Genomic DNA, 15,520 nt, shown 5'->3' on the forward strand with positions numbered 1-15,520 from the left:
TAACATGAAGGCTTATTTAGCAAATGGCTTATTTTCTTTAGGAGATCGTTTAGTCAACGAACAGCTAGCGGCAGCGATAAGACAGGCTGTAGCAGGCATTGAGTTATACGTACCACAGGAGAATGATGCCATAAATGATAAAACAGCATATGCAGATAGTTTGGCGATTGCAGAGGCGGATTTAGCGATGCTGCAAAGTAGTGATGTATTAGTTGCAGTACTAGACGGTGTAGAAATAGATTCAGGGGTAGCAGCTGAAATTGGGGCTTTTTCTATGCTTAATCGTCCAATTATTGGTGTATTTACGGATGTTCGTCAGCAAGGGCGAGAAAATATGATGAAAATTGAAGCACTAGTTCGAGATGGCACCGAAAATCAGTTTGTCTACCGTAATTTATTTGTAATAGGCTTGATTAAGCGCAATGGTACGATTGCTTCTTCTATTGAAGATGCTGTTAAAGCAATTCGTAAATTGAACTTATAGGGGGAATCGCGTATGATAATGTCTACAACGGATGTAATTATTGGCAAAGACATTGATGAAACACTAGGTTTAGTGAAGGGCAACTCAGTGCAATCTAGAAACTTGGGTCGTGATATGATGGCAGGGCTCCGTAATATTGTAGGTGGAGAGGTAAAGGAGTATGCAGAAATGCTCGCTCGCTCCCGAGAAATTGCTAGCGCGGCAATGGTAGAAGAAGCCAAACGATTAGGAGCCAATGCCATTGTCGGTGTAAGATTTTCCACATCGTCTGTCATGGATGGTACTTCCGAAGTATTAGCATACGGTACAGCTGTAAAATTAAAGAGCTAACTTATTCTTTTAGGCTTCAGTCAAATTGATTGAAGTCTTTTTTTGTAGTAATATTGTTATTTATGACAAAAAAGTGGTATGTTCAGTCTGTTTCATGATGTATTGTTGTGAAATTAGTATAGTACCAATTATACCAAAAATATAGGAATTTCATAGTTAAAAGGACTAATGATGTCCATCTCGTTTTGTATAATAAGAGTAACTATGGAGAAAGAGTGGGATATATGGTGGATTCACAACAAAATAAGGGCTATCGTGTCATTTCAATGTTTGACAGACTGATGGATGGTCAAGGAATAAACAAAAAGCAAGAAGCATTTACACATAATGTTGGTGAAAAAACCATACAACGTGATTTAGATCAAATCAGAGCGTATATTGAACAAGCTAAATTAGATTGCCATTTAGCATATGTGCGGACAGAAAATGTATACAAGTTAACGAATACTGGAAAGAAAATATTGTCGAAAGAGCAAGTGTTAGCGATTGTTAAAATATTAATCGAATCAAGAGCATTACTAAAAACGGAAATGAGTGACATTATAGATAAACTTATTTCGATTGTAGCTGCAGATAAACAGGAGTTTATTCATAATATTATTTTAAATGAAAAACACTTGTACGTGGATTTAAATCATAAAAAGTCCTTATTACATTTAATTTGGGCTATTTCAGAGGCGATTCAAAAGAAGAAGTTGATTAAAATTGACTATTTGCGAGAAGGCGAGTCAATTCCTGCTGAAAAAATTTTGAAGCCCCTTGGCGTTATTTTCTCGGAATATTATTTTTATCTAATTGCTTATGATAGTAAGCATGAGAAGGATTTGCCGATTGTATACCGCATTGATTGTATTCAACATTTCCTCGAACTTGACAAGAAATTCCAAATACCCTATTCTGAGCGTTTCCAGGAAGGCGAGTTTCGCAAACGCATTCAGTTCATGCATGCTGGTGAGCTTATGCATATGAAATTTATATTTAAAGGTGTATCACCACAAGCAGTATTAGATCGATTACCTACGGCTAAAATGTTGTCACATAAAGAAGGACAATGCTTATTTGAAGCAGAAGTTTTTGGACGTGGTATTAAAATGTGGTTACTGAGCCAAGGTGCGAATATAGAGGTGTTAGAGCCACTTGAATTAAGAGAAGAAATGATTGGCATCATTCAATCTATGCAACAAAACTATCGTTATATATAAAAGATGAACCCGTGTATTTGGTACACGGGTTTCACTGTCTTTTGTTAAAACAATGCTTCGATAAATGTCAAATCAATGTCTTCTAATAGCTTGTAATCCTTCATATAGTTTTCTTCATATAAAAAAATATATAAATGCTTTGCATCATCAAGGCGCATGCCAATTGCTCGTTCGTCATTAACATGTAATGTTAGCCAATAAGCCTCTTCAAAGTCAGAGTTGGAAAAACGTACTTTTCTAAGTGGTTGGTCATTAAAATGTTGCATAATTTGATTAATCATAGCTGTATCAGTTATATTAATCGTTTTTTCGTCGGAGGCTCGAATGATTTCAATTTCTTCAATTTGTTTTATATCGAGTTGTTCCAATACTTCCTTATCAAAAGTTGAATCTCTCGTTAGTAGCATTGTTGCTACATAGAGAATAATAAGGGTTAGTAGGGTGACGAAAAGTATTTTGTATCTTTTTTTCATGTTGATCTCCTTAAATTCTAAAAATTCGCTCTTATGTATGCTGTTCCACGCTATAATTGAGCATATACTGAAATGATAAAGGAAGGCAATTAAATGACACATAATTATGAAGAAAAAGAATTTTTTTATGCAAATGGAATCGTCATGTATCGCGGTGGCGTCAAGAAAAATGATTTCGGCCATGACATTTATGATGGCAAGGGGACAATTTTTGATCAAGAGGGTGACTTATTATTTGAGGGTGAATTCGTCAATCATATGAAGCAGGGTAACGGCATTATGTATTTAAAGGGTCAAATGATCTATCAGGGTGAATTTATTCAAAATAAAAAACAAGGTAATGGCATTTTATATAAGGATGGCAAGATATTTTACGAGGGTCAATTTCGTAATGATTTAATGGATGGTTATGGCACTTTATATTATGAAGAAGACGTCATTGCCCCATTTAAAGAGCTACGTATGCAAAATTTACAGCTACATCAACCACAATATGAAGGCGATTTTGTGCATGGCATGAAAAAGGGCAAGGGCACACAATATTACCCAAGCGGTTTTCTGCAGTACAAAGGGGATTTTATGTGGAACCATATGCAAGGAGCTGGAAGGCTTTATTATGCCCCGGAAAAGCCAACTGCGGAGGAGCTGGCAACGGGTATTACTAAATTACAGTATGAAGGGTATTTTTTTGAGGACCTAAAACACGGTAAAGGAAAAGTCTATTCACGGCAAGGTGTGCTTGAAGCAGAAGGGCAATTTAAAGAGGATGCGATGACAGGTAAAGGTACACTCTATTATGCAAATGGGCAGGCTAAGTATATTGGTGAGTTGGTAAATGGAGACAAGCATGGACGCGGCGATTTTTACAATGAAGAAGGTAAGATTATTTACAGCGGTGAATTTATTGACGGTGAACGTTTGTGAATTACGCCTGAAGTCGAACGGGAGATTGAAAAGCTACAGGCGCAGTTAGATGGGTTAGTGGGACTCCCGAATGCTAAAAAAGAATTACATAATCTCATCAATTTTATTAAAATTCAAAGTTTACGTGTGGACCATGGTTTAACAAGTTTCCCTATTACCTACCATCTTGTATTTTCAGGTAACCCAGGGACAGGGAAAACGACAGTAGCTCGTATAATTGGCCAAATCTATAAGCATCTGGGCGTACTTTCAAGTGGACATTTTGTAGAAACAGACCGAGCTGGCCTAGTAGCAGGGTATGTTGGCCAAACTGCGTTGAAAGTACAAGAAGTCGTGAAAAAAGCGACTGGTGGCGTACTTTTTATAGACGAGGCCTATTCGCTGATTAATGATAAACAAGATGCATTTGGCAAAGAGGCTATTGATAGCTTGTTAAAGGCAATGGAGGATTTACGCGATGATTTAGTCATCATTGTGGCAGGGTATACAGAGCTAATGGAGCAGTTTTTACAAGCCAATCCAGGCTTTAAATCGCGCTTTAATCATTTTGTACAATTTGATAATTTTAGTACAGACGAGTTATATGACATTTTTGCTATGCTATGTCAGCAAAATGATTACCGATATGGAGAACCTTTTGCTGATCATATGAGAACACAGTTACATCAAATCCCAGTTGCAACCATTACAAATTTCTCAAACGGCCGTTATATAAGAAACTTATTCGAGAAGTTGGTGACCATCCAATCCAATCGTTTAATCTTGCAGCAGCATATTACAAGACAAGAGCTGATGGAGTTTACTGAAATAGATATGATTCAAGCTATAGCAGAAAAACTTTTCGATCGTACATTTTAAAGAAGATGAAGCTGACTACTTTTTAAAATCTAGTTAAGCTAAAGACAAAGACCTCAAGGCACTAGGTTGATCTTTGTCATCATCATATAAGCAAGTTACTTTTCGTATAGTATATAGATGATTAAACAAACCACTTTACTTTTGCTACTTGCTTGTATTTTACCAACATTTTTGCACATAAATATTTCTGTGAGCAACAATATTCATATTAATAAAGGAAACAAAGCTTAAGAATGCCCAATAATATCAAGCAACTATTAGCCCCTTGCCGTTTAGTCAGTATACGGAGCAGGGGCTTTACTTTTAAATCAATGTTTGTTGCAACAATGATAAAGTTGTATTGACAAAATTTACAATAAGGCGTAATCTGATGAAAACATACGATGCCGTATCTTAATAGGGAGATGAGTTATGCAATTAACGAGAGAAGACTGGGTAAAGGCAGGTTTACAGCAATTAGCTGAAGCAGGTATACATAAAGTTCGCATTGAAACCCTTGCGCGTTCACTGAAAATAAGCAAAGGGAGCTTTTATCACTATTTTCGTGATCATCAAGAACTATTAGAATCGATGATAGATTATTGGGAAATGCATGCAACGATGCGCATCATTTATAGTATGGAGCAAGAGGATGCTTCATTAGAACAGCTTTTACGAATAAGTTTTAGTAGTGATAAAAAAGTTGAAATTGGAATTTATGACTGGGCAAAGTACGACACACTTGTGGCAGCTCGTTTAGTAGATATTGAGGAGCAAAGAATACATTGTGTGGCAAAATTATATCAAAAAAAGGGCATAGCCGCGCCACAAGCTATCGTTCGAGCGAGACTTGCTTATTTAACATATGTAGGGTGGATGACGAGGTTTGAAGCTAATCCTAATTTTGATATAGAAATAATGCTTGAGCTATTAGTAAATAGTTAATAAAGAATGTCCCTAACAGTTCTAAATGCTGTAGGGACAAAATAAATATCTCGACATACGGTAGCGTATGTTGTTAAAACCAAATGGTATTGGAGGCAGACTAATGAAAATGATTTTGACGTTATCAGCTGTAAGTGTGCTATGTCTTATTAGTATGTTACATGTATATTGGGCTTGTGGGGGGCGTTGGGGCTCTAAAGTTGCTGTACCCGTAAAGGAAGGGGGGGATGGCCCTACTTTTGTTCCAAGCAAAACGGGGACATTATTGGTGGCAGTACTTATTGTAATAGCCGCTATGCTAATACTTATGCAGGGAGGTTATTTACAAAGTTTTCAAGCAAACATCATTTCTAAAATTGGCTGCATAGTATGTACTTTTGTTTTCTTTATTCGAGCGATTGGTGATTTTAAATACGTAGGGTTTTTTAAAAAAATAACACATTCTCAGTTTGCTAGAAACGATACATGGTTTTATAGCCCATTGTGTTTGTGCTTTGGCGTAGTCTATATGTTCGTACTGTTGTGATTTTTACTGTACAATTCGATTATACGAATAGGCGACTTACACAGGAGGAATTTTGCATGAATCAAATTATTTACTTACTTCGCCATGGAGAAACTGAATTTAATACACAAGGGCGATATCAAGGTGTACTTGATTCTTCTTTAACAGATGTTGGAATAGATCAAGTTCGACAAAATGCAAATGTATTGAAAAGTCTCATCGGAAATCCGCATGAATGGAAAGTTGTTTCAAGTCCACTAGGGAGAGCGCTAAAAAGCACAGAAATTATTTGTGATGTCATTGGGTATGATGTGAACAAGGTAGAACAGGATAATCGATTAACTGAAGTGGATGTAGGTCATTGGGCAGGCTTAACAACTAGAGAAATTGAAAAATCTTGGCCTAGCCTTTTTAAAAATTCAGACGTCTATAATTGGTATTTTAATGCGCCAAATGGCGAAAGTTATGACGCTGTTGTGAACAGACTAACTCATTGGCTCGAAAGCATTCAACAGGAACAAAAAATAATTGCTGTTTCTCATGGTCTGACAGGGCGGATTTTACGTGGCATTTACGCTGGGCTAGAAAAGGAAAATGCACTTAAGTTAGAAGTAGCTCAAGATGTGTTCTTCAAATTATCCAATAAAACGATCCATAGGATTTCTATAGACTTCGATGATTTTTATTAAGTTAGGATGAATTCTTTTATAAAATTAGCGTATGCGCTGTGTAGTAGATGAGGGTTTCAGATGCCTACCTTTGATGGAAGTTATTTCGTTACAACTTATACATAGGTATGTTTTTGTAGATAGACAGTATTAAAAGGGTACTTCCATAAAGGAAGAGCCCCCTTAAAATTTAGCAAAGATTTCTACGAATAGCGTCAATTTTTTGACAGTCTACAATCAGTGATTTATAAGTTTCATCTGTTTCAAGAAAGTGTGCACAGCAATTTTTCGGATCTAAGCTTATAAAAGTAATTGCACAGAAACTAACACCACTTGATAAGAATATATCTACTAAAGTTCCGGGCTCTAATTTTCTTAATTGATCACAAATGCAATTTTTACAATTGTTGTAAAATTGATGATCGCCTTTGTCATCCTCATGGTTGAAGCATACGTCGTCTTTATATCGTTCTATTTCAATTTCGCGACTGCGACATTTGTGATCTTCATGATAGAATTTATCTTTTTTATAATCGTGATTTTTGTCCACCTTGCATTTGTGGGTATCAATTTTATAATCCCATTGGTCTTCTACATAATCCGATGGGTCATCAATTATATTGTATTTGTAGGCTTTATAACATCGTCCATTATTCCAACTCATTACGTATCGTTTCTCTTCCATTTCCAACTTCCCTTCTTGATTAAAAATGTAAAGCTGCAAGTGCCTTACATCTGTAATCTATGTTTTGAAATTGCTGTATGATTGGTAATACGTCCATTAACCAGAAGTTTATAAATACCCTGTTAGAACATAAAAATCGTTTTGGATATTTAAAGTCATAAATGCTATTGCATTGGAAATATAAAGGGTATGGGGAGCTAGACTTTCACCTATTGACTAAATAATTTGAGGATAAACGAGGAAAGGAGCAACGAACGCCCTTTAGTTGTGTCCTTCATTGAAACAAAGAATTATGTCTACATAATGCAAGCCCTGAAGTATTTCTTTATAATTTGCCTACAGGAATATTCAGATTTGTCCCCTATTATAATTAGAATAGGGGGCGTTTTTTATGAAGAAATTCATTTTACTTTGTTGTATATGTGCTGCAGTATTCTATTTTTATGCCAATAAGCCAGCGGAGCAAGCTGTCATTGAGCTACCTTCGTTACATAGTAAAAATGCTTTATTACTGAACGAAAAAGCTGAAGTGTTATACGAAAAAAATGCAGATGCCATTATTTATCCAGCTTCGCTAACGAAGATAATGACGGCAATCGTAGCTATTGAGGCAAGTGATAATGTACACATGCAAACTATGGTTACACCTCAAACAATAACGAAGTTTACCGCACAAAATGCTTCTATGGCTGGCTTTAAGGCAGGAGATTTAGTGACGATAGAAGATTTATTATACGGAACATTGCTGGCCTCTGGAGCTGATGCCACAGCTACGCTTGCGAATGCGATCGCAGGAAGCGAGGAGGCGTTTGTTACACGAATGAATGATAAAGCTCGTGAACTAGGCTTAGATGATACCCATTTTGTGAATGCGAGTGGGCTACATGATGCTGCACATGTATCAAGTGTTCGTGATCTTAGTAAGCTATTTCGTTATGCTATTAAAAATCCATATTTTTATGAAGTGTTGACTACAAAAAGTTATACAACCTACGCACCAAATAAGCTTACAATAGCCAATACACTTTATAGTAAGATGACAGGTGTTGCAGATGCCATTGTAGGTGGCAAAACAGGGTATACGCCTGAAGCAGGGCTTTGCTTAGCCTCTGTTATTGAAAAAAATGGTGAATTATTTATATTTGTCACTACGAATGCTACTGGTCATGTGCAGACAACACCACTTCATGTTGCAGATGCACTTGCTGCATATGCTGCGCTTTAGGAAAAAAATAAAAAAAATAGTAAACTTTTTTTATGCTTTGCATCGTCTTATTAACAAGTGCATAGTAAAAGCATCTGATATAGCCTTGGCCACAACTTGGGAGAGCCTTATGTCGGTATTGATATTGGCGCTTATCTGGATGCCACTAAGAGTGCTAGCACTGTTTCTTACTAGGATACATTCGACTAATTTGTGCGTGGGGAGGAGCTGGTGGTATATATAGTTTCGTATTAATGATAAAAGGGTAGAGATGGCTAAAGAGGTATTCAGTGGGGAGCAGATGTCCGTTTTTCCTATATTACGTCAAGCAGTATGTCGCTAATACGAACTATCAAAAAATATTAATTATACAATTTTCAACACTAAATCTAGTTGATTTATACTATTTTCTGGAACAATCTATTCTTCTATAATAAGAATCGGGTTGTATGTTTTCACAATATTTTACACAGGAAAATGACAGCAATGATTGTAAAAAGGCGGTGTAGAATGATGAAAAGATTTTTGCCATTTGCTATATTTATGACATTTTTGTTAAGTGTCGTGGTTGTAGGTCATGCCTCTGCAAACGCTGAACGTCCATCCGTTATCCAGCAGGTTACAAAGGATGCGACGGTTTATGGAGAAGCTTCTATGGAAAGCGCCACAATGGGGCATGTTACACAAGGAAGTTTTGTAAAAGCTACACCATTTAATGAGCAATGGACACATATTCAAACGCAACAGCTGGAAGGATATGTGGCAACGACTACATTAACAACTGTTAGGCCCGACAAGTTAATAGTGGCAAAAAAGGGTGGCACGACTTTATTTACATATCCAAGTCCTAGTGCACAAAAGACAGGTCAACTATATGAAAACAGTACCATTAATGTATATGGAACAGCACCCGGTGGTTGGTCTTTTGTCCAATATGGACATGAAACAGGGTATGTCGCCACAAACACCTTAAAGAAAGCCACTATAACTAAGAAACGGGTAAATGCTGTTAACGGTGCAGTGTTACATGTGACGGCTAGTCCAAGTGGTGAGGTTATAGGTACGATTGCTAATCAAACAATTGTACAGCACTATGCTACATTTGCCGGTTGGGCATATGTGGAAGCGGACGAACAACAAGGCTACATAAAAGCATCTGAGATGGCAGATCTGAAGATTCTTGATAACAAAGTATATAATAAAGGCGTTACCGTAGCAAAAGGTGCAAAAAAACGGGTGGCATTAACATTTGATGATGGACCTGATGTAAAAGTAACTCCTCAAATTTTAGCGATTTTAAAGAAATATGATGTTAAAGCAACTTTCTTTATGGTTGGTAAAAATGTTTCGAGAAATCCTGCAACCGTAGAAAAAGTCTATGAGTCAGGACATGAAATCGGCAACCATACTTGGAATCATCCAAAGCTAACGACTTTAACGAAAGTAAATGTTAAACAAGAGGTTGACCGTACGAGCAATGCCATTTATGCTGCCATTGGGCAGTATCCAACAGTTTTCCGACCACCATATGGGGCGACGAGCGAACAGGTGCGTACTGTTATGACAATGCCTTCTATTTTATGGTCAGTGGATACACTAGACTGGAAGCACCGTAACGCAGACAAAATATTAGCCTACGTCAAAGCTTCTGTGAAAGATGGAAGTATCATTTTAATGCATGATATCCACCAATCAACAGCAAATGGTCTTGAGAATGTCATTCTTTATTTACAACAGCAAGGCTATGAACTTGTAACTGTTAGTGAAATATTACAATAATCAAATACTATTAAGTCTAGGCTAAATGAAACGTTAAAAAGCCGTGCAACTGTCTGAAAAGACGATTGCACGGCTTTGTTGTTATTTAAATAAATTGATAGTTGTAATAATAATGGGGATACCAAAGACATCGATTAAAAATGCTCCTACAATAGGTACCACGATAAAAGCTTTTTTCGAAGGTCCAAAACGTTGAACAACTGCGGACATATTGGCCATCGCATTCGGTGTTGCACCTAAGCCATGTCCGGCAAAACCTGCAACCATTACCGCAGCATCGTAATTCTTACCGAGTAATTTGAATAAAACAAATGTACTAAATATCACGATAAATAGTACTTGTACAAAAACAATAACGAATAGTGGTAGTGCTAAATCTGCAATTTCCCAAAGTCTAATGCTCATTAACGCCATCGATAAGAAAATACCTAATGTTACGTCCCCGATTAAAGAAATGCTTTTCATATTAATAGCGTCAGGTTTTACTTTGTCCAATATATTACGGACGAATACCGCTACAAACATCGCACCTACATAGCCTGGTAGAACAAAGCCTGTAGCTTCTGAGAATAATGTCCCCACATACGTACCCACAGCCATACAGAACGTAATTAATAATACCTGTGTAAAGAATGAATCAGATGTAATTTGTTCTTTCTTGTTTTCATATTCAACTTCCTCAGTTTCTTGCTCATCAGGTGTTAAATTATATTTACTCACTAAATATTTAACAATCGGTCCACCGATTAGGCCTCCAGCTACTAAACCACATGTTGCCGCTGCAGCGCCGATTGTCATAGCCGATGAAATACCTAAATCTTCTAATGTTTGTCCAAATGCTGCTGCTGCACCGTGTCCACCTTCCATTGAAACAGCTCCAGCCATCATACCGATTAACGGATGAATACCCATTAGAGAAGCAAGTGATACACCAATAACATTTTGCATGAGTGCTAAAAAGCCACATGCCAACCAATAAATGACTAATAGTTTGCCGCCTAGTTTTACGAGCTTAAAGCTTGCCCCTAAACCAATTGTCGTGAAAAACGTAATCATAAATAGACTTTGTAGGGAAGTATCAAGCGAAATTTCTAAAACGCCAGTTGTCTTTAAAATTGTTGTTAAAGCGGCAAAAAGCAAGCCGCCAACAACTGGAGCTGGAATACAAAAACGCTTTAAAAAATTTATTTTATTGATGAGTAAACTACCAAAAGCCAATAGTGCTACTGCTAAAAATATTGTTGTTATTTGATTAAATTCGATCATTAACCATTCCCCCTAAGTAAGTTATTAAGTGCTTCATAGACAAAGTAGGCACCTAATTTGACTGTTCGTCCATTCTCATCAAGTAAAGGATTTACCTCACAAATATCAAAGGAATGTGTATTTGGATGCGAAGTTACTTGTTGAATTATTGTACGTACAAATGTTGGTTCGAGTCCAAATGGTGATGGGGCACTTACGCCTGGTGCAACTGCCGCGTTTAGTACATCCATACATAAAGTTAACAAAATGTAATCATGACCATCCATAAATTGTTGCAAGTCATTGATTAATTGAGGTTTATTGTCTACTGTTAGATTTTCTTCTAACACATATTTCACGTTTAGCTCGTGAGCCTTGTCAAATAACTCCTTGGTGTTACCGTAACGTTGGATGCCTAGTACAAAATAATCTACGTTTGAATCCTGCTCTAAAATCTGGCGGAACATTGTGCCAGAGGATGTTTGTTCATCGTATGAACGTAAATCGAAATGTGCATCGATATTTATGATGCCGATTTTGGCATCACTTTGTAATGCAGCACGAACACCTAAATAATGTCCATATAGCGTTTCGTGACCACCGCCCAGTACGATACACTTCATTTTTTTCTTTCGTAATACTTCGACAATTTCGCCAAGTTCACGCTGTGCTTCTTCCAAAGCGTGATTGAGGCAGAGGATGTTTCCGACATCGGCAATTTGCAGTTCATCGTCAAAAGTCCAAGGTAAGCTTGCTAATGATTCACGAAGAGCTTTTGGCCCATTAGCGGCACCAACACGCCCTTGATTGCGACGCACACCCTCATCACATATAAAGCCTACAATCCCTGCTTGGGGACTATCTGAAGCGCTTACATCATTGATAGGAATTCGCTTTACTTTTTGATGTAAGCGGAAACTGCTCGTATTGGTTGTTGAGTCTATTCGGCCTTTCCATTGTTTTTGATCTGTCATCGTATACATAACTTTATCAACTCCATTTGCAATATTCATGTAGTGTAAATTCATTATATATTCACACAATTATAATTACTAATATATAATTGTTATTAATATATAGTTATTAACTATAAATGTAGAGGAGTGTTGTTATGGATTTGAAACAATTGCAATATTTTATAGCAGTAGTTGAACACATGAATTACTCAAAGGCGGCTGAAAAACTACATATATCTCAGCCCTCTCTAAGTAACGCTATAAAGAAATTAGAACAAGAAATTGGTTCGCAATTACTTGAAAGAAATACGAGAAATCTTCATTTAACAGAAGCGGGACAGCTTCTTTATGAGCGAGCAAAAATGATTTTGAAAAATATGGAAATATTAAAAATTGAAATGGATGAAGTGATTGTCCATGGCACTAGTGAAATAACTATTGGGGTAATGGAATCAATCAAACATTGGTTACCAAAAGTTATTACTGTCTATAAGCAGATATATCCGCAGATGAAGATTCATTTAGTGGATATCTTGGGCAGTAAACGGGTTAAAAAATCGCTTAGAAGTTATAAAACACATTTAATTATTACGAATCAGTTAATTGACGACGAGGAGTTCGAAGTAAGGTGCTTGTATGAGGAACGACTAGTCGCAGTTTTACCATTACATCATCCATTAGCCGCAAAAGATAAACTGACAATTGCTGATTTATGTAACGAGCCTTTTATTATAAGTACAGAAGGATTTCAAACGAGACAAGATATTTTGAAGACCTTTGAAAATGCAGGCAAAGACTTAAATATTCAATTTGAAATTGAACGTTTTGAAACGGCTGTGTCACTTGTTCGAGAAAGTTTAGGTATCACAATTCTACCTGAAAATTATTTACAAGGGCCTACTGCTAAAACTATTGTACAAAAAGAAATTGATTGCCCAACTTTCCGACGAAATGTTTACTTAGTGTATTTGAAAAATCGACATCTTCCTTTTGCGATAAGTCAATTAATTGATGATATCGATCATTTTTTCAATAAGTAAAAAATCGTTTACTGTTATTTCGAAAAAAATTTACTTTGCGCTTTGTAAATTGGCGACAAGTCTCTGCATGTGTTTACGCTAATTGGAGTAAGAATTTTCTCTTTAATTGGAATTTTGTGTAATAGATGATTGATTTACGAGAAATATAGCGGTAACATTTAAGGTAAGAATAAAAATGAATACTCATTCATTTTAAAATTCGATGTTCAATCAAAGGGGGCTTTCCTATGAATTTTTCTTATAGCGAAAAAGTGGTAGCACTACAAGAGAAGCTGACAAATTTTATGGAGCAGTATATTTATCCAAATGAATCGGTGTATGCTGCACAAGTGGAAGCAATGGACAATCGCTGGGGGGCAATTCCACCGATTATGGAGCAATTGAAGGCGAAGGCTAAGGAAGCGGGCTTATGGAATTTATTTTTGCCCGATAGCGAGTACGGTGCAGGTCTAAACAATTTAGAATATGCACCACTGTGTGAAATTATGGGGCGTTCACTTCTCGCACCTGAAGTATTTAATTGCAATGCACCTGATACAGGGAATATGGAAGTGCTCGTTCGTTACGGTTCCGAACAACAGAAGAAGCAATGGCTAGAACCGTTACTTCGAGGGGATATTCGTTCCTGCTTTGCCATGACAGAGCCAGCAGTAGCGTCTAGTGATGCAACAAATATTGAGGCAAGTATCGAACGTGATGGCGATTATTATCTATTAAATGGTCATAAGTGGTGGACAACAGGAGCTGGGGATCCGCGTTGTAAAATCGCCATTTTTATGGGCAAACATAAAGATTCTACGAAGCCAATCCATGAGCAACAGTCGATGATTTTAGTGCCGATGGATACACCAGGCGTTCAAATTGAGCGTATGTTAACAGCTTTTGGTTACGACCATGCGCCAGAAGGCCATGGTGAAGTAACATTTACGAATGTTCGTGTACCAGTAGAAAATATATTATGGGGTGAGGGCAAGGGCTTTGCCATTGCGCAAGGTCGATTGGGACCAGGCCGTATTCACCATTGTATGCGTCTAATAGGAGCTGCTGAACGCGCTTTAGAAGAAATGTGTATACGTGTAAAGGAGCGAAAAGCTTTCCATCGACCACTGGCAGATCAAGGGGTCATGCGTGAACGTATTGCAGAATCACGCATTGATATTGAACAAGCAAGACTATTAACGCTAAAGGCTGCCTATATGATGGACACGGTTGGTAATAAAGAAGCAAAGGCAGAAATTGCTATGATTAAAGTAGTAGCGCCAAATATGGCTTTACGTGTGATTGACCGTGCAATTCAAGCATTTGGTGCTGCTGGAGTGGGTCCAGATACAACCCTTGCTGCACAATGGGCAAATTCCCGAACATTGCGCTTAGCAGATGGCCCGGATGAAGTCCATCGAAATACGATTGCAAAGCTTGAACTGAAAAAACATGCTAAAAAACAAGAGGAGCTGGTGAAATGAGCGTACTTGACTTATTTAGCTTAAAGGGTAAAACAGCTATTGTGACAGGTGGCGGACGTGGACTTGGGGCACAAATTGCCCAAGGTTTTGCAGAGGCAGGAGCTAATGTCGTGCTGTGCTCTCGTAAGGTTGAGGCATGTCAAGAAGTAGCAATAACACTAGCTGCATTAGGCGTACAAACATTAGCCCTTGCATGTGATATAACTAAACCAGAAGATATTGAGCATGTAGTGACAAAAACAAAAGAAACGTTCGGTAGTATTGATATTTTGGTAAATAACAGTGGTGCATCTTGGGGCACAACTGCTGTAGACATGCCATATGAAGCTTGGCAAAAGGTATTCGACGTCAACGTCAATGGTACGTTTTTAATGAGCCAAGCAGTTGGTAGAGTAATGCTTGAACAGCGATTTGGAAAGATTATAAACATCGCCTCCATTGCAGGGCTTGGCGGTACACTACCTGATTTCATGGATACAATTGGCTATAACGCCAGTAAAGGGGCAGTTATCACCTTAACGAAAGATTTAGCAGTGAAATGGGGACCTTACGGTGTAAATGTTAATGCCATTGCACCTGGATTTTTCCCAACGAAAATGTCGAGCATTTTAATTGAGCGTGGACAAGATTATTTAATGGGAGTCACACCGTTAAAACGCTTAGGTTCGGAAAATGATTTAAAAGGGGTTGCGCTTTTTTTAGCAGCGGCAGCTTCAGATTATGTCACAGGGGATGTTATTGTCGTGGACGGTGGCATGAGTGCAATCATTTAAAGGGGGG

At 37.5% G+C, this 15,520-nt stretch carries 17 protein-coding genes; 13 read left to right on the forward strand and 4 right to left on the reverse strand.

Going from position 1 to position 15,520, the window contains the following annotated elements:
• The first annotated feature begins 4 nt into the window (after positions 1–4).
• The 3 genes from C9J31_RS11090 (at position 5) to C9J31_RS11100 (ending at position 2,016) form a co-directional block, all read left to right on the forward strand.
• Complete coding sequence (locus tag C9J31_RS11090) at positions 5–484, forward strand: nucleoside 2-deoxyribosyltransferase (RefSeq protein WP_211634936.1); 480 nt, start codon at positions 5–7, stop codon at positions 482–484.
• Positions 485–496: 12 nt separating this feature from the next.
• Positions 497–814: a YbjQ family protein gene (locus C9J31_RS11095; RefSeq protein WP_107950364.1), complete on the forward strand. Its 318-nt coding sequence runs from the start codon at positions 497–499 to the stop codon at positions 812–814.
• 224 nt (positions 815–1,038) lie between these two features.
• Positions 1,039–2,016 (forward strand): helix-turn-helix transcriptional regulator, encoded by a 978-nt coding sequence (locus tag C9J31_RS11100; RefSeq protein ID WP_054768397.1) that lies wholly within the window; start codon positions 1,039–1,041, stop codon positions 2,014–2,016.
• Between the two features lie 44 nt (positions 2,017–2,060).
• Here C9J31_RS11100 and C9J31_RS11105 read toward each other — a convergent pair whose 3' ends face one another.
• Entirely contained in the window at positions 2,061–2,489 is a 429-nt protein-coding gene (locus C9J31_RS11105; protein WP_107924400.1) for a DUF5301 domain-containing protein, read from the reverse strand.
• A gap of 93 nt (positions 2,490–2,582) precedes the next feature.
• On the opposite strand from C9J31_RS11105, the gene C9J31_RS23630 reads away from it, so the two are divergent.
• The 5 genes from C9J31_RS23630 (at position 2,583) to C9J31_RS11125 (ending at position 6,389) form a co-directional block, all read left to right on the forward strand.
• Complete coding sequence (locus tag C9J31_RS23630; protein WP_238602137.1) at positions 2,583–3,413, forward strand: MORN repeat-containing protein; 831 nt, start codon at positions 2,583–2,585, stop codon at positions 3,411–3,413.
• A 57-nt stretch (positions 3,414–3,470) separates the two neighbouring features.
• Complete coding sequence (locus C9J31_RS23635) at positions 3,471–4,271, forward strand: AAA family ATPase (protein WP_238602136.1); 801 nt, start codon at positions 3,471–3,473, stop codon at positions 4,269–4,271.
• 411 nt (positions 4,272–4,682) lie between these two features.
• Entirely contained in the window at positions 4,683–5,195 is a 513-nt protein-coding gene (locus C9J31_RS11115) for a TetR/AcrR family transcriptional regulator (RefSeq protein WP_107950362.1), read from the forward strand.
• Between the two features lie 103 nt (positions 5,196–5,298).
• Positions 5,299–5,721: a DUF3995 domain-containing protein gene (locus tag C9J31_RS11120; protein WP_107950360.1), complete on the forward strand. Its 423-nt coding sequence runs from the start codon at positions 5,299–5,301 to the stop codon at positions 5,719–5,721.
• A 56-nt stretch (positions 5,722–5,777) separates the two neighbouring features.
• On the forward strand, positions 5,778–6,389 hold the full coding sequence (locus C9J31_RS11125) for a histidine phosphatase family protein (protein WP_107950358.1): 612 nt from the start codon (positions 5,778–5,780) through the stop codon (positions 6,387–6,389).
• A 169-nt stretch (positions 6,390–6,558) separates the two neighbouring features.
• Here the strand turns inward: C9J31_RS11125 and C9J31_RS23640 are convergent, their stop codons facing one another.
• Positions 6,559–7,053 (reverse strand): hypothetical protein, encoded by a 495-nt coding sequence (locus C9J31_RS23640; protein WP_238602135.1) that lies wholly within the window; start codon positions 7,051–7,053, stop codon positions 6,559–6,561.
• A 391-nt stretch (positions 7,054–7,444) separates the two neighbouring features.
• Between C9J31_RS23640 and C9J31_RS11135 the strand changes: the two genes are divergently transcribed.
• Both C9J31_RS11135 and C9J31_RS11140 read left to right on the forward strand, forming a co-directional pair.
• A complete protein-coding gene (locus C9J31_RS11135) occupies positions 7,445–8,278 on the forward strand; it encodes a D-alanyl-D-alanine carboxypeptidase family protein (protein ID WP_107924397.1) in 834 nt (277 codons plus the stop codon).
• Positions 8,279–8,767: 489 nt separating this feature from the next.
• On the forward strand, positions 8,768–10,036 hold the full coding sequence (locus C9J31_RS11140; protein ID WP_238602134.1) for a polysaccharide deacetylase family protein: 1,269 nt from the start codon (positions 8,768–8,770) through the stop codon (positions 10,034–10,036).
• Between the two features lie 81 nt (positions 10,037–10,117).
• Here the strand turns inward: C9J31_RS11140 and gltS are convergent, their stop codons facing one another.
• Both gltS and hutG read right to left on the reverse strand, forming a co-directional pair.
• The gene (gene gltS, locus C9J31_RS11145) at positions 10,118–11,302 is read right to left on the reverse strand and encodes a sodium/glutamate symporter (protein ID WP_107950356.1); all 1,185 of its coding nucleotides are present in this window, start codon (positions 11,300–11,302) and stop codon (positions 10,118–10,120) included.
• Positions 11,302–12,264: a formimidoylglutamase gene (gene hutG, locus C9J31_RS11150; RefSeq protein ID WP_107950354.1), complete on the reverse strand. Its 963-nt coding sequence runs from the start codon at positions 12,262–12,264 to the stop codon at positions 11,302–11,304. The genes gltS and hutG overlap by 1 nt, the downstream gene beginning before the upstream one ends.
• Positions 12,265–12,392: 128 nt before the next feature.
• Between hutG and C9J31_RS11155 the strand changes: the two genes are divergently transcribed.
• From C9J31_RS11155 to C9J31_RS11165, 3 genes are all read left to right on the forward strand, one after another.
• On the forward strand, positions 12,393–13,277 hold the full coding sequence (locus C9J31_RS11155) for a LysR family transcriptional regulator (protein ID WP_107950352.1): 885 nt from the start codon (positions 12,393–12,395) through the stop codon (positions 13,275–13,277).
• Positions 13,278–13,504: 227 nt separating this feature from the next.
• Positions 13,505–14,740, forward strand: a complete 1,236-nt coding sequence (locus C9J31_RS11160) for an acyl-CoA dehydrogenase family protein (protein WP_107950350.1) — start codon at positions 13,505–13,507, stop codon at positions 14,738–14,740.
• Positions 14,737–15,513, forward strand: coding sequence for an SDR family oxidoreductase (locus C9J31_RS11165; protein WP_107950348.1), 777 nt, complete (start codon positions 14,737–14,739; stop codon positions 15,511–15,513). Before C9J31_RS11160 ends, C9J31_RS11165 begins: the two co-directional genes overlap by 4 nt.
• The last annotated feature ends 7 nt before the right edge of the window (positions 15,514–15,520 follow it).

It is taken from the genome of Lysinibacillus parviboronicapiens (assembly GCF_003049605.2).
In the GTDB taxonomy this organism is placed as follows: domain Bacteria; phylum Bacillota; class Bacilli; order Bacillales_A; family Planococcaceae; genus Lysinibacillus; species Lysinibacillus parviboronicapiens.

Coding starts and splice junctions, on each gene's coding strand:
- C9J31_RS11090 (WP_211634936.1), top strand. CDS start 5: ATGAAGGCTTATTTAGCAAATGGCTTATTTTCTTTAGGAGATCGTTTA.
- C9J31_RS11095 (WP_107950364.1), top strand. CDS start 497: ATGATAATGTCTACAACGGATGTAATTATTGGCAAAGACATTGATGAA.
- C9J31_RS11100 (WP_054768397.1), top strand. CDS start 1,039: ATGGTGGATTCACAACAAAATAAGGGCTATCGTGTCATTTCAATGTTT.
- C9J31_RS11105 (WP_107924400.1), bottom strand. CDS start 2,489: ATGAAAAAAAGATACAAAATACTTTTCGTCACCCTACTAACCCTTATT.
- C9J31_RS23630 (WP_238602137.1), top strand. CDS start 2,583: ATGACACATAATTATGAAGAAAAAGAATTTTTTTATGCAAATGGAATC.
- C9J31_RS11115 (WP_107950362.1), top strand. CDS start 4,683: ATGCAATTAACGAGAGAAGACTGGGTAAAGGCAGGTTTACAGCAATTA.
- C9J31_RS11120 (WP_107950360.1), top strand. CDS start 5,299: ATGAAAATGATTTTGACGTTATCAGCTGTAAGTGTGCTATGTCTTATT.
- C9J31_RS11125 (WP_107950358.1), top strand. CDS start 5,778: ATGAATCAAATTATTTACTTACTTCGCCATGGAGAAACTGAATTTAAT.
- C9J31_RS23640 (WP_238602135.1), bottom strand. CDS start 7,053: ATGGAAGAGAAACGATACGTAATGAGTTGGAATAATGGACGATGTTAT.
- C9J31_RS11135 (WP_107924397.1), top strand. CDS start 7,445: ATGAAGAAATTCATTTTACTTTGTTGTATATGTGCTGCAGTATTCTAT.
- C9J31_RS11140 (WP_238602134.1), top strand. CDS start 8,768: ATGATGAAAAGATTTTTGCCATTTGCTATATTTATGACATTTTTGTTA.
- gltS (WP_107950356.1), bottom strand. CDS start 11,302: ATGATCGAATTTAATCAAATAACAACAATATTTTTAGCAGTAGCACTA.
- hutG (WP_107950354.1), bottom strand. CDS start 12,264: ATGTATACGATGACAGATCAAAAACAATGGAAAGGCCGAATAGACTCA.
- C9J31_RS11155 (WP_107950352.1), top strand. CDS start 12,393: ATGGATTTGAAACAATTGCAATATTTTATAGCAGTAGTTGAACACATG.
- C9J31_RS11160 (WP_107950350.1), top strand. CDS start 13,505: ATGAATTTTTCTTATAGCGAAAAAGTGGTAGCACTACAAGAGAAGCTG.
- C9J31_RS11165 (WP_107950348.1), top strand. CDS start 14,737: ATGAGCGTACTTGACTTATTTAGCTTAAAGGGTAAAACAGCTATTGTG.